19 protein-coding genes are annotated in these 21,494 nt (G+C 61.2%); 10 read left to right on the top strand and 9 right to left on the bottom strand.

What is annotated here, in order from left to right; all coding sequences use genetic code 11:
• Positions 1-5: 5 nt before the first annotated feature.
• Positions 6-1,559: a galactarate dehydratase gene (gene garD, locus HBN98_RS04435; RefSeq protein ID WP_083367018.1), complete on the top strand. Its 1,554-nt coding sequence runs from the start codon at positions 6-8 to the stop codon at positions 1,557-1,559.
• Between the two features lie 160 nt (positions 1,560-1,719).
• The gene (locus tag HBN98_RS04430) at positions 1,720-2,661 is read left to right on the top strand and encodes an AEC family transporter (protein ID WP_083367017.1); all 942 of its coding nucleotides are present in this window, start codon (positions 1,720-1,722) and stop codon (positions 2,659-2,661) included.
• Between the two features lie 69 nt (positions 2,662-2,730).
• Here HBN98_RS04430 and HBN98_RS04425 read toward each other — a convergent pair whose 3' ends face one another.
• From HBN98_RS04425 to gatC, 8 genes are all read right to left on the bottom strand, one after another.
• Positions 2,731-3,525, bottom strand: a complete 795-nt coding sequence (locus tag HBN98_RS04425; RefSeq protein WP_229754989.1) for an IS3 family transposase — start codon at positions 3,523-3,525, stop codon at positions 2,731-2,733.
• 35 nt (positions 3,526-3,560) lie between these two features.
• Positions 3,561-3,857 (bottom strand): transposase, encoded by a 297-nt coding sequence (locus tag HBN98_RS04420; protein ID WP_007969000.1) that lies wholly within the window; start codon positions 3,855-3,857, stop codon positions 3,561-3,563.
• A gap of 115 nt (positions 3,858-3,972) precedes the next feature.
• The gene (locus HBN98_RS04415) at positions 3,973-4,350 is read right to left on the bottom strand and encodes a carboxymuconolactone decarboxylase family protein (RefSeq protein ID WP_083367016.1); all 378 of its coding nucleotides are present in this window, start codon (positions 4,348-4,350) and stop codon (positions 3,973-3,975) included.
• Positions 4,347-5,408 carry a calcium/sodium antiporter gene (locus tag HBN98_RS04410; RefSeq protein WP_083369371.1) on the bottom strand — a complete coding sequence of 354 codons (1,062 nt, stop codon included), beginning with the start codon at positions 5,406-5,408 and terminating at the stop codon, positions 4,347-4,349. Before HBN98_RS04410 ends, HBN98_RS04415 begins: the two co-directional genes overlap by 4 nt.
• 46 nt (positions 5,409-5,454) lie before the next feature.
• Complete coding sequence (locus HBN98_RS04405) at positions 5,455-5,829, bottom strand: septal ring lytic transglycosylase RlpA family protein (protein ID WP_064585967.1); 375 nt, start codon at positions 5,827-5,829, stop codon at positions 5,455-5,457.
• A gap of 231 nt (positions 5,830-6,060) precedes the next feature.
• Positions 6,061-7,506, bottom strand: coding sequence for an Asp-tRNA(Asn)/Glu-tRNA(Gln) amidotransferase subunit GatB (gatB, locus tag HBN98_RS04400; protein WP_083367015.1), 1,446 nt, complete (start codon positions 7,504-7,506; stop codon positions 6,061-6,063).
• 10 nt (positions 7,507-7,516) lie between these two features.
• Entirely contained in the window at positions 7,517-8,968 is a 1,452-nt protein-coding gene (gene gatA, locus HBN98_RS04395) for an Asp-tRNA(Asn)/Glu-tRNA(Gln) amidotransferase subunit GatA (RefSeq protein WP_064585968.1), read from the bottom strand.
• Between the two features lie 16 nt (positions 8,969-8,984).
• Positions 8,985-9,272: an Asp-tRNA(Asn)/Glu-tRNA(Gln) amidotransferase subunit GatC gene (gene gatC, locus HBN98_RS04390; protein ID WP_003221657.1), complete on the bottom strand. Its 288-nt coding sequence runs from the start codon at positions 9,270-9,272 to the stop codon at positions 8,985-8,987.
• Between the two features lie 211 nt (positions 9,273-9,483).
• On the opposite strand from gatC, the gene mreB reads away from it, so the two are divergent.
• The 8 genes from mreB to tldD all read left to right on the top strand — a co-directional run bounded on the left by mreB (position 9,484) and on the right by tldD (position 20,777).
• The gene (gene mreB / locus HBN98_RS04385) at positions 9,484-10,521 is read left to right on the top strand and encodes a rod shape-determining protein MreB (protein WP_002555108.1); all 1,038 of its coding nucleotides are present in this window, start codon (positions 9,484-9,486) and stop codon (positions 10,519-10,521) included.
• Positions 10,522-10,663: 142 nt separating this feature from the next.
• Positions 10,664-11,818, top strand: coding sequence for a rod shape-determining protein MreC (gene mreC, locus HBN98_RS04380; protein ID WP_083367014.1), 1,155 nt, complete (start codon positions 10,664-10,666; stop codon positions 11,816-11,818).
• Complete coding sequence (gene mreD / locus HBN98_RS04375; RefSeq protein WP_064585970.1) at positions 11,818-12,309, top strand: rod shape-determining protein MreD; 492 nt, start codon at positions 11,818-11,820, stop codon at positions 12,307-12,309. Before mreC ends, mreD begins: the two co-directional genes overlap by 1 nt.
• Positions 12,310-12,346: 37 nt before the next feature.
• On the top strand, positions 12,347-12,943 hold the full coding sequence (locus tag HBN98_RS04370) for a Maf family protein (protein ID WP_083367013.1): 597 nt from the start codon (positions 12,347-12,349) through the stop codon (positions 12,941-12,943).
• Positions 12,944-13,001: 58 nt separating this feature from the next.
• On the top strand, positions 13,002-14,459 hold the full coding sequence (rng, locus tag HBN98_RS04365; RefSeq protein ID WP_083367012.1) for a ribonuclease G: 1,458 nt from the start codon (positions 13,002-13,004) through the stop codon (positions 14,457-14,459).
• A 75-nt stretch (positions 14,460-14,534) separates the two neighbouring features.
• Positions 14,535-18,338, top strand: coding sequence for a YhdP family protein (locus HBN98_RS04360; RefSeq protein ID WP_083367011.1), 3,804 nt, complete (start codon positions 14,535-14,537; stop codon positions 18,336-18,338).
• A 131-nt stretch (positions 18,339-18,469) separates the two neighbouring features.
• Positions 18,470-19,330, top strand: coding sequence for a carbon-nitrogen hydrolase family protein (locus tag HBN98_RS04355; protein ID WP_083367010.1), 861 nt, complete (start codon positions 18,470-18,472; stop codon positions 19,328-19,330).
• A 4-nt stretch (positions 19,331-19,334) separates the two neighbouring features.
• The gene (tldD, locus tag HBN98_RS04350; protein WP_083367009.1) at positions 19,335-20,777 is read left to right on the top strand and encodes a metalloprotease TldD; all 1,443 of its coding nucleotides are present in this window, start codon (positions 19,335-19,337) and stop codon (positions 20,775-20,777) included.
• A 93-nt stretch (positions 20,778-20,870) separates the two neighbouring features.
• Here the strand turns inward: tldD and yjgA are convergent, their stop codons facing one another.
• Positions 20,871-21,395 (bottom strand): ribosome biogenesis factor YjgA, encoded by a 525-nt coding sequence (gene yjgA / locus HBN98_RS04345; RefSeq protein WP_003221672.1) that lies wholly within the window; start codon positions 21,393-21,395, stop codon positions 20,871-20,873.
• Positions 21,396-21,494: the final 99 nt, after the last annotated feature.

Here is a 21,494-nt window from a genome sequence, read left to right as displayed (position 1 = left end):
GCGTCATGCAGTTGATTGAACATTCCGACTCGCCGCGCTACATCCGCCTGCACGAGCGGGACAACGTAGTGATTGTGGTCAACGACCAGGGCGTGCCGGCCGGCACCGAATTCCCGGACGGTCTGGTGACCGTGGACTTTGTGCCGCAGAGCCACAAGGTCACCCTCGAGGACATTGCCGAGGGCGGTCAGGTGATCCGCTACGGCCAGACCATCGGCTACGCGTTGCAGCCGATCCCGCGTGGCAGTTGGGTCAAGGAAGATCAACTGCGCATGCCGACCGCGCCGCCGCTGGACAGCCTGCCGCTGTCCACCGAAGTGCCGGACGCGCAATCGCCGCTTGAGGGCTTCACTTTCGAGGGTTACCGCAATGCCGACGGCACCGTCGGTACACGCAACATCCTCGGGATTACCACCACCGTGCAGTGCGTGACCGGCGTGCTCGATCACGCGGTGAAACGCATCAAGGATGAGCTGTTGCCCAAATACCCGAACGTCGATGACGTGGTGGCGCTGACCCACAGTTACGGCTGCGGCGTGGCGATCACTGCCACCGATGCCTATATCCCGATTCGCACTGTGCGCAATCTGGCGCGCAACCCGAACCTCGGCGGCGAAGCGCTGGTGATCAGCCTCGGCTGCGAGAAATTGCAGGCCGGGCAAGTGATGCACGAGGACGATGCGTCGGTCGACTTGAGCGAGCCGTGGCTGTATCGCCTGCAGGATTCCAGTCACGGTTTCACCGAGATGATCGAGCAGATCATGGCGCTGGCCGAAACACGTTTGAAAAAGCTCGACCAGCGCCGCCGGGAAACCGTGCCGGCCTCCGAGCTGATCCTCGGCATGCAGTGTGGCGGCAGCGATGCGTTCTCCGGGATCACCGCCAACCCGGCGCTGGGGTATGCCTCGGATCTGCTGCTGCGCGCGGGGGCGACGGTGATGTTTTCCGAAGTCACCGAAGTGCGCGATGCGATCTACCTGCTGACCTCCCGTGCCGAAACCAAGACCGTGGCGCAGGAACTGGTGCGCGAGATGGACTGGTACGACCGTTATCTGGCCAAGGGCGAAGCGGACCGCAGCGCCAACACCACGCCGGGCAACAAGAAGGGCGGGTTGTCGAACATTGTCGAAAAGTCGTTGGGCTCGATCGTCAAATCCGGCAGCAGCGCGATCAACGGCGTGCTCGGCCCGGGCGAGCGCTTCAAGCGCAAAGGTTTGATCTTCTGCGCGACCCCGGCCAGTGATTTTGTCTGTGGCACGCTGCAACTGGCAGCGGGGATGAACCTGCATGTGTTCACCACCGGGCGTGGCACGCCGTATGGCTTGGCGATAGCGCCGGTGGTGAAGGTCTCGACCCGGACCGAGCTGGCGCAACGCTGGCCGGACCTGATCGACATCGACGCCGGGCGGATTGCCACCGGGCGCGCGACGATCGAACAGTTGGGTTGGGAGTTGTTTCACTACTATCTGGATGTGGCGAGCGGCAAGCAGCAGACCTGGGCGGAGAAGCACAAGCTGCACAACGACATCACCCTGTTCAATCCCGCGCCGATTACCTGAGACCGAGTTGCCTTGAAAAGATCGCAGCCTGCGGCAGCTCCTACCTTGGAATGCATTTTTCCCTGTAGGAGCTGCCGCAGGCTGCGATCTTTTGATCTTCAATTGGGCTCAGTGGCTTATCATTAGCCCCCTGACGACGCTCACCCAAGGCTCCCCCGGCATGCTGGCAATCTTCCTCGAAACCCTGAACATCACCGCGCCGGTGTTCGCCATGCTGTTTCTCGGGGTGTTGCTCAAGCGCATCGACTGGATCAACGACAACTTCATCCACACCGCTTCGTCGCTGGTGTTCAACGTCAGCATGCCGGCGCTGCTGTTTCTCGGGATTCTGCATGCGGATTTGCACGCGGCGCTGCAACCGGCGCTGTTGATCTATTTCGCGCTCGCCACGCTGGCCAGTTTTGCCCTGGCCTGGGGGTGGGCGATCATCAAGTGCCCGCGCGAAGATCGGGGTATCTACACCCAGGGCGCGTTTCGCGGCAACAACGGGGTGATCGGCCTCGCGCTGGCGGCGAGCATGTACGGCGACTACGGGATTTCCCTCGGGGCGATTCTCGCGGCGCTGGTGATCCTGTTCTACAACACGCTGTCGACTATCGTGCTCGCGGTGTACAGCCCGGTGATCAAGTCCGATCCGTGGAGCATCTGCAAAAGTGTGTTCAGCAACCCGCTGATCATCAGCGTGATTGCGGCGGCACCGTTTGCCTGGTTCAAGATCGGTTTGCCGGGCTGGCTGGAAACTTCCGGGCAGTATCTGGCGCAGACCACCTTGCCGCTGGCGCTGATCTGCATTGGTGGCACGTTGTCGCTGGCGGCATTGCGCAAGAGCGGCAGCATGGCGCTCAGTTCGAGTCTGGTGAAGATGATCGGCCTGCCGCTGTTGGCAACGCTCGGCGCGTGGTTGTGGGGCTTTCGCGGGGCGGAGCTGGGGATTCTGTTTCTGTACTTCGGCAGCCCGACAGCGGCGGCCAGTTTCGTCATGGCCCGGGCGGCGCAGGGCAATCATGAGCTGGCGGCGGCGATCATTGTGCTGACCACGCTGATGGCGGCGGTGACCACCAATGTCGGGATCTTTCTGTTGCAGTGGGGTGGGTGGATCTGAGGGGCAAGATCAAAAGATCGCAGCCTGTGGTGTAGTGGTTCAGTTTTTTTAAACCACTCCGTAGGAGCATTAGGCCGCCTGCTGCTCAAACAGCGCAGGCGGCAAGTGGTTCGAGGCAGAGTGGCAACGACGATGGTTGTAATGATGAACAAAATCCATCACATCCTTCTCCGCTTCGAAATGGTTTTGGTAGCCGTTTTCCGGCATCCAATCGTGTTTCAAAGTCCTGAAATAGCGCTCAACAACTGCGTTATCCCAGCAGTTCCCTCGACGACTCATGCTCTGAACTATCCGGTTTTCTGCCAAGCAGCCAGCAAATCGATCAGCGGTGTACTGGCAGCCCTGGTCTGAGTGAAATAGCAGCTCAGGCATCGGACGGCGTAGTGACACTGCTAACCTTAGCGCCCTTGCAGACAGTTCAGCATCGGCAGTTCGGGAACAAGCCCAACCCACAATTCTGCGTGAAAACAGATCCATCACCACCGCGAGATAAAGCCAGCTATTTCCGACTCGGATGTAGGTAATGTCACCGGCCCAAAGTGTGTCTGGCTGGGTCGGATTAAAACGACGATCAAGAATGTTCGGTGCAACAATCGCTGGTTTCGTAGCACGTCGATAGTGGGCATAACACGGTCTGCGTCGGTGTAGGCCAAAGGTGTTGATCAGCGTGCGCATTCGACAGCGCCCAATAAAAATCCCCTCTTTTCTTAGCTCCCTGGAAAACCCACGAGTACCTAACGCCTCACGATGTTCTTTATGCAACGCACGAAGTTTACGCCTCAGCAAGCGCAGTTCGGGCTTCAGGCGCCTGGGTTTTCGCTTGGTGTAATAGCTGCTTCGGGCAACGCCAAGCACTGAGCACATGCGCCGAATCGACATTGCACCTCGAACGCCATCAATCACTTGGTTCGACCGAACAGAACCTTTAGATGAGAGGGCAATTGCTTTTTTAGCACTTGGTTCTCGGCTTCAAGCAGTGCCAGCTTTGCCTGGAGCGATTCGATCAGTTCCTGATCCTGCAATCGCGGTGGCTGCGACATACCTTCCTGCTCTCGACGCCAGCGCGAAACCCAGCGACGCAGGGCCGTAGGGCCCACACCAGTAGCTTCACAGGCTTTAGGGATGGAGTAATTCATTTCCACGACCAAGCGAATGGCTTCTGCTTTTTCCTCTGACGTGACAACCCGATATCCCATGATGCTTCCTTAAATCGACGCTCCTACATCATGGTCTAAAAAAATTCGACCACAACATGGCAGCTCCTACAGTGGAACGCATTCCAATGTAGGAGCTGCCGCAGGCTGCGATCTTTTAGCTTTTCTGGTAACTGTCGATCACTTCCTGCGCCGCGCGAAACGCATCAATCGCCGCCGGCACCCCGGCATACACCGCGCAATGCAGCAGCGCTTCGCGGATCTCCTCGACGGTGCAGCCATTGTTCAGCGCACCGCGCACGTGGCCTTTCAATTCCTGCGGGCACTTCAAGGCGGTCAGCGCGGCCAGGGTGATCAGGCTGCGGGTCTTGAGTGGCAGACCTTCTCGATTCCACACGCCGCCCCAGGCGTGTTCATTGACGAAATCCTGCAGCGGCTGGGTGAACTCGGTGGCGTTGCCCAGCGCGCGATCGACGAACGCATCGCCCATCACCTGGCGGCGGATTTCAACCCCGGTTTTCTTCGCATCGGTCATGGCACATCCCTCTTGTGGTGTTGGCGGCGCCAGGCGCGTACGGACGTGAACAACAGGAACGCCAGCAGTGTCGGCAGCACGTAAAACAGCATCAGCTTTTCGAGTTTGCCGGCCAGCGGCATGCCGGTGGTGAACGACACCACGTGCAGCCCGTAAGCGGCGTACAAACCGAGCAGCAACAAACCTTCGGCGCGGGTCACGCGGTAACCGGAATAGAACACCGGCAGGCACAACGCGGCGACGCCGAGCATCACCGGCAAGTCGAAATCCAGCGCGTTGGGCGAGACCGACAGTGGCGTCGGCGCGATCAGCGCGGTGACCCCGAGCACCCCCAGCAGGTTGAACAGGTTGGCGCCAATCACGTTACCCACGGCGATGTCGCGCTGGCCGCGCAATGCCGCGATCAGCGAGGTGGCGAGTTCCGGCAACGAGGTGCCGACCGCGACCACCGTCAGGCCGATCACCCGTTCGGAGAAGCCCAGATCAGTCGCCACCGCCACCGCTGCGCCCAGCAACAGATGCCCGGCGAACACCAGCAGCGCCAGCCCGACAACGATCATCAGCAGGCTGCTGAACCACGGGGCCTGCGGCGTCAGCGGCAATGCGGAATGCGGCCGCGCCGAGTGTCGCGACTGGCGCAGCAGCAAGCCCAGGTACAGCGCCAGCGCTGCGAGCAACAGGACGCCGTCGAAACGGCCAATCTGTTCATTCCAAGCGAGGACGAACACCAGCAGGCTGGCGCCGATCATCAGCGGAATGTCCAGGCGCACCAGTTGCCGCGAGACCCGCAGCGGAATGATCAACGCCGACAGGCCGAGGGTCACGAGGATGTTGAAAATGCTGCTGCCGATCACGCTGCCGACGGCGATGTCCGGGTTGTGCGTCAGTGTCGCCTGCAGGCTGACGGCCATTTGCGGGGCGCTGCTGCCGAGGGCGACGATGGTCAGGCCGATGATCAGCGGCCGCACATGCAGGCGCGCCGCCAGACGCACGGCGGCGCGCACCATCAGTTCGGCGCCGACGATCAGCAGGAACAGACCGCTGAGCAGTTCGATCACGTTGATCAGCGGTAAATCGGCGAGAGCAAAAATGGTCAGCGCTCCATCAGTCGTCGAGGGCCTGCAGGCGAACCCGCGCCGTGCCACTGCTGAGCATGCCGAGGCGTTCGGCCGCTTCGCGCGAGACATCGATCAAGCGGCCACGGGTGTGCGGCCCGCGATCGTTGATGCGCACAATGCAGGATTTCTGGTTGTTCAGGTTGGTGACCTTCACCCGCGTGCCAAACGGCAGTTGGCGATGGGCGGCGGTCAGGGAATGCTGGTTGAACGCTTCGCCGCTGGCGGTGCGTTTACCGTGGTGTTGGGCGCCGTAGTAGGAGGCGACACCGGTCTGGTCGTACCCGTGCGGGTCGATGATGTCGTTGCTGGCGCAACCGGCCAGTAGCGAGAGAAGGGCGCAGGCGCCGAGCAGGCGTTTCATTCGAAAGCTCCCAAAATAATCGTGGCGAGGGCTTCTGTTATGAGGCTCTTATTGTAGTGAGGGGATTTATCCCCGATGGGTCGCGAAGCGGCCCCAGTTTCTGAATTCACAGGAATTGGGACTGCTGCGCAGCCCATCGGGGATAAATCCCCTCACCACAAAAGCCCTTCAGCCACAGAAGGTCACTTCCACAAGGGATGGAGCCAGGCTTTGGGTCTGGCTCCATTGTGGTCAGCCTTCGAGCTTGCTTTTCAGCAGTTCGTTCACTTGCTGCGGGTTGGCCTTGCCTTTGGAGGCTTTCATGGCCTGGCCCACAAAGAAGCCGAACATCTTGCCGCGCTTGGCTTCGTCTGCCGCACGGTACTGCTCGACCTGCTCGGCGTTGGCCGCGAGCATTTCGTCCAGTACGGCGGAGATCGCGCCGGTGTCGGTCACTTGCTTGAGACCACGCTTGTCGATGATCTCGTCCGCGGTGCCTTCGCCGTTGGCCATCGCTTCGAACACCACTTTGGCGATCTTGCCGGAGATGGTGTTGTCCTTGATGCGCTGCAGCATGCCACCCAACAGTTCAGCGGAAACCGGAGAATCGTCGATGTCCAGGCCTTGCTTGTTGAGCAGGCTGCCCAACTCGACCATCACCCAGTTCGCCGCCAGTTTGGCGTCGCCGCCGATGGCTGCGACTTTCTCGAAGTAGTCCGCTTGCTCACGGCTGGTGGCCAGCACGTTGGCGTCGTAGGCCGACAGACCGAACTGGCTCTGGAAGCGCTCACGTTTTTGCGGCGGCAGTTCCGGCAGGGTGGCGCGCACCTCACCGAGGAACGACTCTTCGATGACCACTGGCAGCAGATCCGGGTCGGGGAAGTAACGGTAGTCGTTGGCTTCCTCTTTGGAGCGCATCGGACGGGTTTCGTCCTTGTTCGGATCGTACAGACGGGTCTGCTGGATCACTTTGCCGCCGTCTTCGATCAGCTCGATCTGACGCTGGATCTCGGAGTTGATCGCCTTCTCGATGAAGCGGAACGAGTTGACGTTCTTGATCTCGCAGCGAGTGCCGAACTCGACCTGGCCTTTCGGCCGTACCGAGACGTTGCAGTCGCAACGCAGCGAACCTTCGGCCATGTTGCCGTCGCAGATGCCCAGGTAGCGCACCAGCGCGTGGATCGCCTTGACGTAAGCCACGGCTTCCTTGGCGCTGCGCATGTCCGGCTCGGAAACGATTTCCAGCAGCGGCGTGCCGGCACGGTTCAGGTCGATGCCGGTGGCACCGTTGAATTCTTCGTGCAGGCTCTTGCCGGCGTCTTCTTCCAGGTGCGCGCGGGTGATGCCGACGCGTTTGACCGTGCCGTCTTCCAGCGCGATGTCCAGGTGGCCCTTGCCGACGATCGGCAATTCCATCTGGCTGATCTGGTAGCCCTTCGGCAGGTCCGGGTAAAAGTAGTTTTTACGCGCGAACACGTTGTGCTGACCGATCTCGGCGTCAATCGCCAGACCGAACATCACCGCCATGCGCACCGCTTCCTGGTTCAGCACCGGCAGTACACCGGGCATGCCCAGGTCGATCAGGCTGGCCTGGGTGTTCGGCTCGGAGCCGAACTGGGTGGAACTACCGGAAAAGATTTTCGACCGGGTAGTGAGCTGAGTGTGAATCTCCAGCCCGATCACGACTTCCCATTGCATGTGTGTCTCCTCAGAAGCCGGTTGGGGTGCGGGTGTGCCAGTCAGTGTTCAACTGATACTGGTGCGCAACGTTGAGCAAACGGCCTTCCTGGAAATACGGCGCGAGCAACTGCACGCCAACCGGCAGACCGTCGACAAAACCGGCCGGCATCGACAGGCCCGGCAGGCCCGCGAGGTTGGCGGTGATGGTGTAGACGTCTTCCAGATAGGCAGCGACCGGGTCGCTGTTCTTGGCGCCGAGCTTCCAGGCCGGGTTCGGCGTGGTCGGGCCAAGGATGATGTCGACTTCATTAAAAGCCGCCATGAAGTCGTTTTTCACCAAGCGACGGATCTTCTGCGCTTTCAGGTAGTAGGCGTCGTAGTAACCGGCGGACAGCGCGTAGGCACCGACCATGATCCGGCGCTGTACTTCAGGGCCGAAGCCTTCGCCACGGGAGCGCTTGTACAGGTCGATCAGGTTTTCCGGGTTCTCGCAGCGATGGCCGAAACGCACGCCGTCGAAACGCGACAGGTTCGAGGACGCTTCTGCCGGCGCGATCACGTAGTACGCAGGGATGGCGTGCTGCATGTTCGGCAGGCTGATTTCCTTGATCACGGCACCGAGCTTCTGCAGCTCTTTGATGCTGTTCTGGATCAGCTCGGCAATACGCGGGTCGAGACCGGCGCTGAAGTATTCCTTCGGCACGCCGATGCGCAGGCCTTGCAGCGAGTCGCCGAGGCTGGCGGAGTAATCCGGCACCGGCTCATCGATGCTGGTGGAGTCGTTCTGGTCGAACCCGGCCATACCTTGCAACAAAATTGCGCAGTCTTCGGCCGTGCGTGCCAGCGGGCCACCCTGATCGAGGCTGGAAGCGTAAGCGATCATGCCCCAGCGCGAAACACGACCGTAGGTCGGCTTCAGGCCAGTCAGGTTGGTGAACGCGGCTGGCTGACGGATCGAACCGCCGGTGTCAGTGGCCGTGGCCGCTGGCAACAGACGAGCAGCGACTGCCGCCGCAGAACCCCCGGACGAACCGCCCGGCACGTGTTCCAGGTTCCACGGGTTTTTCACCGCGCCATACCAGCTCGACTCGTTGGCCGAACCCATGGCGAATTCGTCCATGTTGGTCTTGCCCAGGGTCACGGCGCCGGCAGCGGCCAGTTTCGCGACCACGGTGGCGTCGTACGGGGCCTTGAAGTTGTCGAGCATCTTCGAGCCGCAGCTGGTGCGGATGCCCTGGGTGCAGAACAGGTCCTTGTGGGCGATCGGCGCGCCGAGCAGGGCGCCGCTCTCACCGTTGGCCCGACGCGCGTCGGCGGCTTTCGCCTGCTCAAGCGCCAGCTCTTCGGTGAGGCTGATGAAACTGTTGAGCTGCGGATCGAGCTGGGTGATACGCGCCAGCAGGACTTTGGTCAGCTCTTCGGAGGAAAACTTTTTATCGGCGAGACCGCGGGCGATCTCGGCCAGAGTCATTTGATGCATTGCAAGCTCTTTCCCTTTAGTCGATGACTTTCGGAACCAGATACAGGCCGTTTTCGACCGCTGGTGCGATGGACTGATAGGCCTCGCGATGATTGGTCTCGGTCACGACGTCGGCGCGCAGGCGCTGACTGGCTTCCAGCGGGTGGGCCAAAGGCTCGATACCGTCGGTATCGACGGCCTGCATTTCGTCGACCAGCCCGAGAATGCTGTTGAGGGCGGAAGTAATGTGCGGAAGATCGGCATCATTCAGGCCAAGACAGGCCAGATGAGCGATTTTTTCCACGTCGGAGCGTTCTAGCGCCATCGGGATTCTCCAGTGGAAAACAGAACGGACGGCGTCCGTGTGTTAGATTGTCGGAACACTACCGCACTTCTACGGTCATAAGGCCGCGATTGTGGGGCTTGGTGCACAGAAAAGCGGCCAATTTAACATATTGGCGCCTTGCCCAAAATCCCTGTCGTTGTTAGAGTTTGCCGCACTTTTTTACCCACGCGTTGCCTAGGGTCCCTTTCCCATGTTCAAGAAACTGCGTGGCATGTTTTCCAGCGATCTTTCCATTGACCTGGGCACTGCCAACACCCTTATTTACGTGCGCGAGCGCGGTATCGTCCTGAATGAGCCATCGGTTGTGGCCATTCGGACACACGGTAACCAGAAAAGTGTCGTTGCTGTCGGCACCGAAGCCAAGCGCATGCTCGGCCGTACGCCGGGCAACATTGCTGCCATTCGTCCGATGAAGGACGGCGTGATTGCCGACTTCAGCGTCTGCGAAAAGATGCTGCAATACTTTATCAACAAGGTTCACGAAAACAGCTTTCTGCAGCCCAGCCCTCGTGTGCTGATCTGCGTTCCATGCAAATCCACCCAGGTTGAGCGTCGTGCCATCCGTGAATCGGCCCTTGGTGCCGGTGCTCGTGAAGTGTTCCTGATTGAAGAGCCGATGGCGGCTGCGATCGGTGCCGGCCTGCCGGTAGAAGAAGCACGCGGTTCGATGGTTGTCGATATCGGTGGTGGTACCACTGAAATCGCGCTGATCTCCCTGAACGGTGTGGTCTATGCCGAATCCGTCCGCGTTGGAGGCGACCGCTTCGACGAAGCGATCATCACCTATGTGCGCCGCAACTACGGCAGCCTGATCGGTGAATCGACGGCCGAGCGCATCAAGCAGGAAATCGGTACGGCCTACCCAGGCGGCGAAGTTCGCGAAGTCGATGTTCGCGGTCGCAACCTGGCCGAAGGCGTTCCACGCGCATTCACCCTGAACTCCAACGAAGTGCTGGAAGCTCTGCAAGAGTCTTTGGCAACCATCGTTCAGGCCGTGAAAAGCGCTCTGGAGCAATCGCCGCCGGAACTGGCTTCCGACATCGCCGAGCGTGGCCTGGTGCTGACCGGTGGTGGCGCGCTGCTGCGTGACCTCGACAAGCTGCTGGCCCAGGAAACCGGTCTGCCGGTGATCGTTGCCGAAGACCCGCTGACCTGCGTTGCTCGCGGCGGTGGCCGTGCATTGGAAATGATGGACAAGCACACCATGGACCTGCTCTCCAGCGAATAACTCGCTGGTTTGCAATACGTGGGTGAGCGCGCAGGCAGCACTTTGCAGTGCTGCCTGTTGGCGTTTATCTTCTGTCAGTCTTCATCCAGGCCGGTTTGATGCCGTATGAATAAACAGAACATTTGCCTGGGAGGAGCGGCTTATTAAACCGCTTTTCGCCAAGGGCCCTTCGCTGGGCGTGCGCCTGTTGGTGCTGGCCGTGCTATCGATCGCGCTGATGGTGGTCGATGCCCGCTTTGACCTGCTCAAGCCTGCGCGCAAACAAGCGTCGCTGGTGCTGATGGATGCCTACTGGATCACTGACCTGCCCGGACGGTTGTGGGAAGGTGTTGCCAGTCAGTTCGGCAGTCGCACCGAGCTTGTCGCCGAAAACGAAAAACTCAAGACCGAAAACCTGCTGTTGCAGGGTCGCATGCAAAAGCTTGCCGCCCTCACCGAGCAGAACGTTCGGCTGCGCGAGTTGCTCAATTCCTCCGCACTGGTCAACGAAAAGGTCGAAGTGGCCGAGCTGATCGGCATGGACCCCAATCCCTTCACCCATCGCATCATCATCAATAAAGGTGAGCGCGACGGCGTGGTGCTCGGTCAGCCGGTGCTTGATGCGCGTGGCCTGATGGGTCAGGTGGTCGAGTTGATGCCGTATACCTCCCGGGTGCTGCTGCTGACCGACACCACTCACAGCATTCCGGTGCAGGTGAACCGCAACGGTCTGCGAGCGATTGCCAGCGGCACCGGCAACCCGGAACGCCTGGAACTGCGCCACGTCGCCGATACCGCGGACATCAAGGAAGGCGATCTGCTGGTCAGCTCCGGTCTCGGTCAGCGCTTCCCGGCCGGTTACCCGGTGGCGACGGTCAAGGAAGTCATCCACGACTCCGGCCAGCCTTTTGCGATTGTCCGCGCCGTGCCGACCGCTGCACTGAACCGCAGCCGTTATCTGCTGCTGGTGTTCAGTGACAATCGCACCGCCGAAGAGCGCGCCAACGATGCGGCGCAAGCCCAGGAAAATCTTGATGCGCAGGGCGGTGGTCCGGTGATTCCGGCTACGGTGCCGAAGGCCGTGACGCCGCCCGCAGCAGCGGCAGCGGCAGCGGCGGCGGCGGCGGCGCCTACCGCGGCAGCTGCTCCGGCAGCCAGCGTCACGCCGGCCAAACCGGCCGCCAGCAAACCGCCTGCGACTGCCAAACCACCTGCAGCTACACCTGCGAACAGCAGGCCTGCGGCATCCCAGCCAGCGACTCGACCGGCGGCCAAACCGCCTGTCACCACGCCGGCCAACACCGGGAGACAAGAATAATGGTTGGGGCTACCGCTTCCCATAACGGCTGGATGGTCTGGCTGACGTTTCTCATTGGTCTGCTGCTCAGCGTGTCGCCGATGCCGCAATTCATGGAAATCCTGCGCCCGCTGTGGCTGGCGCTGCTCCTCGCGTTCTGGGCCCTGGCCCTGCCGCAAACCGTCGGCATGGTCACGGCGTTTTGCCTGGGGCTGGCCGAGGACGTGCTGTACGGCACCTTGCTGGGGCAGAACGCCTTGATCCTGACGCTGATCACCTTCCTGGTGCTGTCTCTGCAGCAACGCCTGCGGATGTTCCCGATGTGGCAGCAATGTCTGGTGATCCTGGTGATCTTCGGCCTCGCGCAACTGGTTCAACTGTGGCTCAGCGCCCTGACCGGCAACCGTCAGCCAACCCTGGCCCTGGTGCTGCCGGCCTTGACCAGCGCCTTGCTCTGGCCGTGGATCAGCTTCGCTTTGCGTGGACTGCGCCGCCGCTACAAAATCAACTGATCCGGTAAGGCTGGGCACTGAACAGGGAGATGTTTTGATGAAGCCGCTGTACCTTGCCTCTGGATCACCGCGTCGACGTGAATTGCTCACGCAGATCGGCGTGCCATTCTCCGCCATCAGTGCGGACATCGATGAAACCCCGCTACCCGAAGAATCGCCTTCGGCCTATGTCGAGCGCCTGGCGCGCGGCAAGGCCGAGGCCGGTCGCCGTTCGCTCGCGTCCGACGCGGCGTTTTGCGTGCTGGGGGCGGACACCGCCGTGGTGCTCGACGGCAAAATTCTCGGCAAGCCGGTGGACGAAGCCGATGCATGCGCCATGCTGATGATGTTGTCCGGCAAGGAGCATGAAGTGCTGACGGCCATCGCCGTGCTCGAAGGCGCGCGCTGTGAGTCGCGAGTGGTGCGCAGTCTGGTGCGGTTCCGCCCGATCAGCCGCGACGAAGCCGCCGCCTACTGGGCCAGCGGCGAGCCCCGGGACAAGGCCGGCGGTTACGGCATTCAGGGCCTGGGCGCGGTGTTTGTCGCGGGCCTCAACGGCAGCTATTCGGCCGTGGTCGGGCTGCCGGTTTGCGAAACCGCAGAACTGTTGGGCCATTTCGGCATACCCTGTTGGCAACACCTGCACGCGCAATGAGCGTCGTACGAATCAAGATGCGGCCATTATCGTGAACATGCCTGAACGAGATCCTGCCATGAGTGAAGAGATTCTGATCAACATCACGCCGATGGAATCGCGTGTGGCGGTGGTCGAAAACGGTGTGCTGCAAGAAGTCCATGTCGAGCGCACGCAAAAACGCGGGATCGTCGGCAACATCTATAAAGGCAAGATCGTGCGCGTGCTCCCGGGCATGCAGGCGGCGTTCGTCGACATTGGCCTGGATCGCGCCGCATTCATTCACGCCTCGGAAATTTCCCTGCGCGAAGGGCCAGCGGTGGAGAGCATCAGCTCACTGGTGCACGAAGGCCAGAGCCTGGTGGTGCAAGTCACCAAGGACCCGATCGGCTCCAAAGGCGCGCGCTTGACCACACAGCTGTCGATCCCGTCGCGCTATCTGGTGTACATGCCGCGCACGGCTCACGTCGGCATTTCCCTGAAGATCGAAGACGAAGCCGAACGTGATCGCCTCAAGCAGGTGGTCAGCGACTGCGTGGCCAAGGAAGGGATCAAAGAGGCCGGTGGCTTCATCCTGCGTACCGCGGCCGAAGGTGCCGGGGCCGATGAAATCCTCATGGACATCCGCTACCTGCGGCGCCTGTGGGATCAGATCAACGCGCAGATTCAGACCATTGGCGCGCCGAGTGTGATTTACGAAGACCTCGGCCTGGCCCTGCGCACCCTGCGCGATCTGGTCAGCCCGAAGATCGAGAAAATCCGCATCGATTCCCGGGAAACCTTTCAGAAAACCACGCAGTTCGTCGCCGAACTGATGCCGGAAATCGCTGATCGTCTGGAACACTATCCGGGCGAACGACCGATTTTCGACCTGTATGGCGTCGAAGACGAAATCCAGAAAGCCCTCGAGCGCAAGGTGCCACTGAAGTCCGGCGGTTACCTGGTGGTCGATCCGGCGGAAGCCATGACCACCATCGACGTCAACACCGGGGCGTTCGTCGGGCATCGCAATCTCGAAGAAACCATCTTCAAGACCAACCTCGAAGCCGCCACCGCCATTGCCCGCCAACTGCGCCTGCGCAATCTGGGCGGGATCATCATCATCGACTTCATCGACATGGAAGATGAAGAGCACCAGCGTCAGGTGCTGCGCACCCTGGAAAAACAGCTGGAGCGTGATCACGCCAAGACCAACATCATCGGCATCACCGAGCTGGGCCTGGTGCAGATGACCCGCAAGCGCACCCGCGAAAGCCTCGAACAGGTGCTGTGCGAGCCGTGCAGCAGTTGCCAGGGGCGCGGCAAACTGAAGACTCCGGAAACCATCTGTTACGAGATCTTCCGCGAGATTCTGCGCGAAGCCCGTGCCTATCAGGCCGAGGGCTACCGGGTCTTGGCCAACCAGAAAGTGGTGGACCGCTTGCTCGATGAAGAATCCGGTAACGTCGCCGAGCTTGAAGGGTTTATCGGTCGGACCATACGCTTTCAGGTCGAAACCATGTATTCCCAGGAACAATATGACGTGGTGCTGCTCTGAACCCCTGCGGCACATTTAATCCACAACGGCTGGCCTCAGCTTTTCGCAGTTTTTTCGCCATGGGAGCCAACTGACATGGAGCGTCTGACACGCATTTTGGCCGTACTCACCCGCTTGGGGCTGGGCCTGTGCGCGTTGGTTCTGGTGTTGATGGCGTTGTACGTCAGCCTCGGTCGGGAACTGACGCCACTGGTGGCGGAGTACCGCACCGAGATCGAAGACAAGGCCAGTGCAGCCCTTGGCATGCCGCTGCAGATCGGCGAACTGGAAGGTAACTGGAGCGGATTTGCACCGATCCTGCTGGCCCATGACGTGATGGTCGGCGACGGCGCCAATGCCTTGCGTCTGGATCGGGTGCGCGCTGTGCCGGATCTCTGGGCCAGCCTGCTGGCACGTGAAGTGCGTATTGCCCATCTGGAATTGAACGGCCTGAAGATCAGTGTCAAGGAAGCACAGGACGGCACTTGGGCGCTGGAAGGCCTGCCGGTGCAGAACGATCAGCCGCTGGATCCCGAGCAACTGTTCAACCGTTCACAAATGATTCAGCAACTGTCGGTGCTCGACAGTCAGGTGACCGTGCAGCCGCTGGATCACGCGCCGATGACCTTCACGTATGTTGGCATCAACCTGAAAACCGGTGCCAGCCGGCAGCGTCTCGACGCGCGTTTGACCTTGCCCGACGGGCAGCCGGTGGCCATGAGCCTGCGTACGCGGATTCGCCCCACTCAGTTACCAGACAGCGCCGTGGAGGGCTACGTCAGCCTGCCGCAAAGCGACTGGTCGAAGTGGCTGCCCGAGCGCTTGACTCAGCAGTGGAATTTTTCCGAGATCAAGGCCGGTGGCGAACTCTGGGTGAACTGGAACGACGGTGCCCTGCAGAGCGCCGCCCTTCGTTTGAACGCGCCACACCTGACCGGCGCCTACGCCGAGCGCAAGCCGATCCAGATCGATAATCTGGCGCTCAACGGCTACTACCAGCGCGACGATGACGGCGCGATTGTCACCCTCGACTCGCTGGCGATGAATTTCGGCGAAACCCGCTGGGAATCTCACGTACAGATCAAGCAGACAGCGGCCACCGATAAAGTCGAAGAACTCTGGCATTTACAGGCTGACCGCCTCGATCTGACGCCGATCACCCCGTTGCTCAATGCGCTGGGGCCGTTGCCGGAAAGCTTCGCCACCGTTGTTGATCACCTGAAAGTGACGGGTGGCCTGCGCAACGTGCTGCTGGATTTCCGTCCCAACGCCACCGACGGCTCGAAATTCGGTTTCGCGGCCAATCTGGATCAAGTCGGGTTCGATGCCTATCACGGTGCTCCGGCGGCGCGAAACGTCAGTGGCAGCCTCAGCGGCAACCTCGACGGTGGCGAGTTGCGCCTGGACAGCAAGGATTTTGTCCTGCACCTCGACCCGATCTTCGCCAAGCCATGGCAATACATTCAGGCTAACGCGCGGCTGACCTGGAAGCTCGACAAGGACGGTTTCACCCTGATTGCGCCGTACCTGAAGGTGCTGGGCGAAGAGGGCAAGATTGCCGGCGACTTCCTGATTCGCCTGCACTTCGACCATACCCAGGAAGACTACATGGACCTGCGCGTCGGTCTGGTCGATGGCGACGGTCGCTACACCGCCAAGTACCTGCCCGAAGTCTTGAGCCCGGCCCTCGACGAGTGGCTGCGCACGGCGATCCTCAAGGGGGCCGTGGACCAAGGCTTCTTCCAGTACCAGGGGTCGCTGAGCAAAAACGCCAAGGATGCTGATCGCAGCATCAGCCTGTTTTTCAAGGTGCATGACGCCGAGCTGGCGTTCCAGCCGGGCTGGCCGCACGTGAGCAAGGTCAGTGGTGACGTGTTCATCGAGGACAGTGGCGTGCGTATCGTGGCTGATAAGGGCCAATTGCTCGACACCCAGGTCAGCGACGTTTTCGTCAACATTCCCCATGTGCCGGCCGGGCAGCCTACGCATCTGCTCCTCGACGGCGGGTTTGCTGGCGGGTTGGGCGATGGCCTGAAGATTTTGCAGACTGCGCCGATCGGCACCGGCGAAACCTTCGCTGGTTGGGAAGGCGAGGGTGATCTGCAGGGCAAGGTCAAACTCGACATTCCGCTGGAAAAGGGCGATCTGCCGAAGATTCTCGTCGATTTCAAAACCGCCAATGCGCGGCTGAAACTGGCCGAACCGAAACTGGAACTGAGCCAGCTCAAGGGCGATTTCCGCTTCGACAGCGCCAAGGGCCTGAGTGGACAGAACATCTCCGCCAGGGCATTCGATAAGCCGGTGACCGCACAGATTTTCGCCGATGGCAGCCCGAACAAGCTCAAGACACGGGTCGCGGCTTCCGGGCAGGTCGAGGTCAAGAAACTCACCGACTGGCTGGGTGTGAGCCAGTCATTGCCGGTGTCCGGGACCATTCCGTATCAACTGCAGGTCAACCTGGACGGCACCAACAGTCAGCTGACGGTCAGTTCCAGCATGAAAGGCGTGGCGGTGGACCTGCCGGCGCCGTTCGGCATGCCGGCCGAACAGGGCCGTGACACGGTGTTCCGCATGACTCTGCAAGGCCCGGAACGGCGCTTCTGGGTCAGCTACGATCAGTTGGCCAGTTTCACCTTCGCTGCGCCACCGGGCAATATCGCCGAGGGTCGCGGTGAGCTGTTCCTCGGTACCGGCGACGCACTCATGCCGGACGCCAAGGGCCTGCGCATCCGCGGTGTACTGTCAGAGCTGGACGTCGCGCCTTGGCAGGATCTGGTCAACAAATACGCCGGCAACGATCCGGGTGGCAGCGCCAAGCAACTGCTCAACAGTGCTGATTTCAAGGTGGGCAAGCTCACCGCATTCGGCACCACGCTCGATCAGGCCGCCGTGCAGGTCAATCGCAAGCCATGGGCGTGGAATCTGTCGCTCGACAGCCAGCAGGCCAAGGGTTCGGCCAGCCTGCCCGATGCCAAGGGCGCACCGATCGCGGTCAACCTGCAATACGTGCGGCTGCCGGCGCCGGATCCGACGGTGCAGGCCGACGAGAATGCGCCCGATCCGCTGGCGTCCGTCGACCCGACGAAGATTCCTGCGCTGGATATCACCATCAACCAGTTGTTCCTGGGCCAGGATCTGGTTGGCGGCTGGTCGTTGAAGGTGCGTCCGACGGGCAAAGGCATCGCCCTGAACAACCTCGACATGGGCCTCAAGGGCATCCTGTTGCAGGGCAATGGCGGCTGGGAAGGTGCGCCGGGGTCGACCAATAGTTGGTTCAAGGGCCGCATCAGTGGCAAGAACCTCGCCGACGTGCTCAAGGGCTGGGGCTTTGCGCCGAGTGTGACCAGCGAAGAATTCCACATGGACGTCGATGGCCGCTGGCCAGGCTCGCCGGCATGGCTGGCGACCAAGCGCTTCTCCGGCACGCTGGATGCCTCGCTCAATAAAGGTCAGTTCGTCGAAGTGGACGGCGGCGCGCAGGCATTGCGGGTGTTCGGTCTGCTCAACTTCAACTCCATTGGTCGCCGTCTGCGTCTGGATTTCTCCGACTTGTTCGGCAAAGGTTTGAGCTATGACCGGGTCAAGGGTCTGCTGGTGGCCAACGCCGGTGTGTACGACACCCGCGAGCCGATCCGCCTGACCGGGCCGTCGAGCAACATTGAACTCAACGGTACGCTGGACCTGGTGCGTGATCAGGTCGACGCGAAATTGCTGGTGACCTTGCCGGTGACCAACAACCTGCCGATTGCTGCGTTGATCGTCGGTGCACCGGCGGTCGGCGGGGCGTTGTTCCTGATCGACAAGCTGATCGGTGACCGCGTGGCCCGCTTCGCCAGCGTCAAGTACACCGTCAAAGGCCCGTGGAAAGAGCCGAAAATCACCTTCGACAAGCCTTTTTAACTAGCAGAAACTACCCCTTGGCAGGAGCTGCCGAAGGCTGCGATCTTTTGATTTGGTTTTTTGAGTCAGATCCAAAGATCGCAGCCTTCGGCAGCTCCTGCAAAGTTATGTGCAGATCCCGAGGAGCGGCCATGTCTTTAGCGGTGATTCAAATGGTCAGCCAGAGCGATGTGCTGGCCAATCTGGCCCAGGCCCGACGCCTGCTTGAGCAGGCTGCTGCCGGCGGCGCGAAGCTGGCGGTGCTGCCGGAGAACTTCGCCGCCATGGGCCGTCGCGACATTGCCGCCATCGGCCGCGCCGAAGCACTCGGCGAGGGCCCGATCCTGCCGTGGTTGAAACAGGCCGCCCGCGACCTCAAGTTATGGATAGTGGCCGGCACGTTGCCGTTGCCACCGCTAGGTCAGCCGGATGCCAAATCGCATGCCTGTTCGCTGCTGGTCAACGATCAGGGCGAAACCGTGGCGCGGTATGACAAGTTGCACCTGTTCGATGTCGATGTGGCGGACAATCGCGGGCGGTATCGCGAATCCGATGACTATGCTTATGGTAGTGGCGTGGTGGTGGCGGACACGCCGGTGGGCCGAGTGGGTCTGACGGTGTGTTACGACCTGCGCTTTCCGGAGCTGTACAGCGAGCTGCGCGCCGCCGGTGCCGAGTTGATCACCGCCCCGTCGGCCTTCACTGCAGTGACGGGGGCAGCGCACTGGGACGTGCTGATTCGCGCCCGGGCCATCGAGACGCAGTGTTATGTGTTGGCGGCAGCACAGGGCGGGACCCACCCGGGACCGCGGGAAACCTTTGGTCATGCGGCGATTATTGATCCGTGGGGCCGCGTGCTGGCGCATCAGGATCAAGGCGAAGCGGTGTTGTTGGCCGAACGCGACAGTGATGAACAGGCGTCCATCAGGGCGCGAATGCCGGTGACGAATCATCGGCGGTTTTTCTCGCAGGGCGCACAGCGGCCTGCTTCAGAACATGAATTTAAGGCGTAAACCTATGAGCGAGTTGTTGTCCTCAGTCAGTGATCACCTGTTGGCGCCCGGCGGCGTGACCCTCGAGAGCCTGCAAGGCGTGCTCGGCGATCTGGCAGGTCCGGGCATCGATGCGGCCGACCTGTATTTTCAGGGTCAGATCTCCGAGTCGTGGTCGCTGGAAGACGGTATCGTCAAGGAAGGCAGCTTCAACCTCGACCAGGGCGTTGGTGTGCGTGCGCAATCCGGTGAGAAAACCGGTTTTGCCTACAGCAATGCGATCACCCTCGAAGCCCTCGGCGCTGCGGCCCGCGCCGCACGCTCGATCTCCCGCGCCGGGCAGAACGGCACGGTGCAAGCGTTCTCCACCCAGGATGTCGCGCAGTTGTATGCGCCGGACAACCCGCTGGAAGTGCTGAGCCGCGCCGAGAAAGTCGAATTGCTCAAGCGTATCGACGTTGCCACCCGCGCTCTCGACTCACGGATTCAGCAGGTCAGCGTGAGCATGGCCGGGGTCTGGGAGCGGATTCTGGTGGCGTCCACCGACGGTGGTCTGGCTGCCGATGTGCGTCCGCTGGTGCGTTTCAACGTCAGCGTGATCGTTGAGCAGAATGGCCGCCGCGAGCGCGGCGGGCATGGCGGTGGCGGGCGTACCGACTACCGTTACTTCCTCGCCGAAGACCGCGCCATGGGGTATGCCCGTGAAGCGCTGCGTCAGGCGCTGGTGAACCTGGAAGCGATTCCGGCCCCGGCCGGCACTTTGCCGGTGGTATTGGGTTCGGGCTGGTCCGGCGTGCTGCTGCATGAAGCGGTCGGCCACGGTCTGGAAGGCGACTTCAACCGCAAGGGCAGTTCCGCCTACAGCGGGCGCATGGGTGAGATGGTTGCGTCCAAGCTGTGCACCATCGTCGATGACGGCACCCTGAGCGGTCGTCGCGGTTCGCTGAGCGTCGACGACGAAGGCACCCCGACCGAGTGCACCACGCTGATCGAGAACGGCGTGCTCAAGGGCTACATGCAGGACAAGCTCAACGCGCGCCTGATGGGTGTGGCACGCACCGGCAATGGTCGGCGCGAGTCCTACGCGCATCTGCCGATGCCGCGCATGACCAACACCTACATGCTCGGTGGCGAAAGCGATCCGGCGGAAATCATCGCGTCGGTGAAGAAAGGCATCTACTGCGCCAACCTTGGCGGCGGTCAGGTCGACATCACCAGCGGCAAGTTCGTATTTTCCACCAGCGAAGCGTACCTGATCGAAGACGGCAAGATCACCGCACCGGTCAAGGGCGCGACATTGATCGGCAACGGCCCCGAGGCGATGAGCCGGGTATCGATGGTCGGTAACGATCTGGCGCTGGACAGCGGAGTGGGGACGTGCGGCAAGGACGGGCAGTCGGTGCCGGTGGGTGTCGGTCAGCCGACGCTGAAGATCGATGCGATTACCGTGGGTGGCACGGGTGCATAAATAAACCAGCTGCAGGAACTGCCGCAGGCTGCGATCTTTGCTTTTTCAAGATCAAAAGATCGCAGCCTGCGGCAGCTCCTACAGGGGCGAATATCAACGCAGGCCGCGTTGGGTATCGTCCAGCTCACGGATGTATTTGAAGATCTTGCGGCTGGAAGCAGGAGGTTTGTTTTGCGCAACCTCGTGCTGAGCCTGACGGATCAGGGAACGCAACTGCTGGCGATCGGCGTCCGGGTACTCGACGACGAATTTCTCCAGCACGGCATCGTCACCGGCGATCAGGCGGTCACGCCAGCGTTCGAGGTTGTGGAAACGCTCGTTGTACTGACGGGTGGAGGCATCGAGTTGATCGAGCAATACCAGAATCGCGTCAGTGTCCTGATCGCGCATCAGTTTGCCGATGAACTGCAAGTGCCGTTTACGCGCAATGTTCGCGGTGTGCTTGGGCGCATCGGCCAGGGCCCGGCGCAAAGCGTCGGTCAATGGCAGTTTTGCCTGCAAGTCGGGCTTGAGTGTTGTAAGGCGCTCGCCAAGGTCAACCAGAGCATGCAGCTCGCGTTTGACCTGAGATTTGCTTTTTTCTCCCGTATCGAGGGAGTCGTCGTAAGAATCAACCATGGTGGCAGTCCGCAAAGAAACGCCGCCATGATAACCAGTCGGGGGCCGCTTGTCCGGCCCGGTCGCTCGATGACCCCAGCCGAAAGCAGAATTTGAGTG

The organism is Pseudomonas koreensis (genome assembly GCF_012986595.1).
GTDB lineage: Bacteria > Pseudomonadota > Gammaproteobacteria > Pseudomonadales > Pseudomonadaceae > Aquipseudomonas > Aquipseudomonas koreensis.
This window is presented reverse-complemented; position numbering and strand designations above follow the sequence as displayed.

What these genes read in the sequence shown, in the direction of transcription:
- HBN98_RS04360 (WP_083367011.1), top strand. Translation starts at nt 14,535, where the DNA reads ATGGAGCGTCTGACACGCATTTTGGCCGTACTCACCCGCTTGGGGCTG.
- tldD (WP_083367009.1), top strand. Translation starts at nt 19,335, where the DNA reads ATGAGCGAGTTGTTGTCCTCAGTCAGTGATCACCTGTTGGCGCCCGGC.
- rng (WP_083367012.1), top strand. Translation starts at nt 13,002, where the DNA reads ATGAGTGAAGAGATTCTGATCAACATCACGCCGATGGAATCGCGTGTG.
- gatC (WP_003221657.1), bottom strand. Translation starts at nt 9,272, where the DNA reads ATGGCGCTAGAACGCTCCGACGTGGAAAAAATCGCTCATCTGGCCTGT.
- HBN98_RS04370 (WP_083367013.1), top strand. Translation starts at nt 12,347, where the DNA reads ATGAAGCCGCTGTACCTTGCCTCTGGATCACCGCGTCGACGTGAATTG.
- HBN98_RS04425 (WP_229754989.1), bottom strand. Translation starts at nt 3,525, where the DNA reads ATGTGCTCAGTGCTTGGCGTTGCCCGAAGCAGCTATTACACCAAGCGA.
- HBN98_RS04420 (WP_007969000.1), bottom strand. Translation starts at nt 3,857, where the DNA reads ATGGGATATCGGGTTGTCACGTCAGAGGAAAAAGCAGAAGCCATTCGC.
- gatA (WP_064585968.1), bottom strand. Translation starts at nt 8,968, where the DNA reads ATGCATCAAATGACTCTGGCCGAGATCGCCCGCGGTCTCGCCGATAAA.
- mreB (WP_002555108.1), top strand. Translation starts at nt 9,484, where the DNA reads ATGTTCAAGAAACTGCGTGGCATGTTTTCCAGCGATCTTTCCATTGAC.
- HBN98_RS04415 (WP_083367016.1), bottom strand. Translation starts at nt 4,350, where the DNA reads ATGACCGATGCGAAGAAAACCGGGGTTGAAATCCGCCGCCAGGTGATG.
- yjgA (WP_003221672.1), bottom strand. Translation starts at nt 21,395, where the DNA reads ATGGTTGATTCTTACGACGACTCCCTCGATACGGGAGAAAAAAGCAAA.
- HBN98_RS04430 (WP_083367017.1), top strand. Translation starts at nt 1,720, where the DNA reads ATGCTGGCAATCTTCCTCGAAACCCTGAACATCACCGCGCCGGTGTTC.
- HBN98_RS04355 (WP_083367010.1), top strand. Translation starts at nt 18,470, where the DNA reads ATGTCTTTAGCGGTGATTCAAATGGTCAGCCAGAGCGATGTGCTGGCC.
- gatB (WP_083367015.1), bottom strand. Translation starts at nt 7,506, where the DNA reads ATGCAATGGGAAGTCGTGATCGGGCTGGAGATTCACACTCAGCTCACT.
- mreD (WP_064585970.1), top strand. Translation starts at nt 11,818, where the DNA reads ATGGTTGGGGCTACCGCTTCCCATAACGGCTGGATGGTCTGGCTGACG.
- garD (WP_083367018.1), top strand. Translation starts at nt 6, where the DNA reads ATGCAGTTGATTGAACATTCCGACTCGCCGCGCTACATCCGCCTGCAC.
- HBN98_RS04405 (WP_064585967.1), bottom strand. Translation starts at nt 5,829, where the DNA reads ATGAAACGCCTGCTCGGCGCCTGCGCCCTTCTCTCGCTACTGGCCGGT.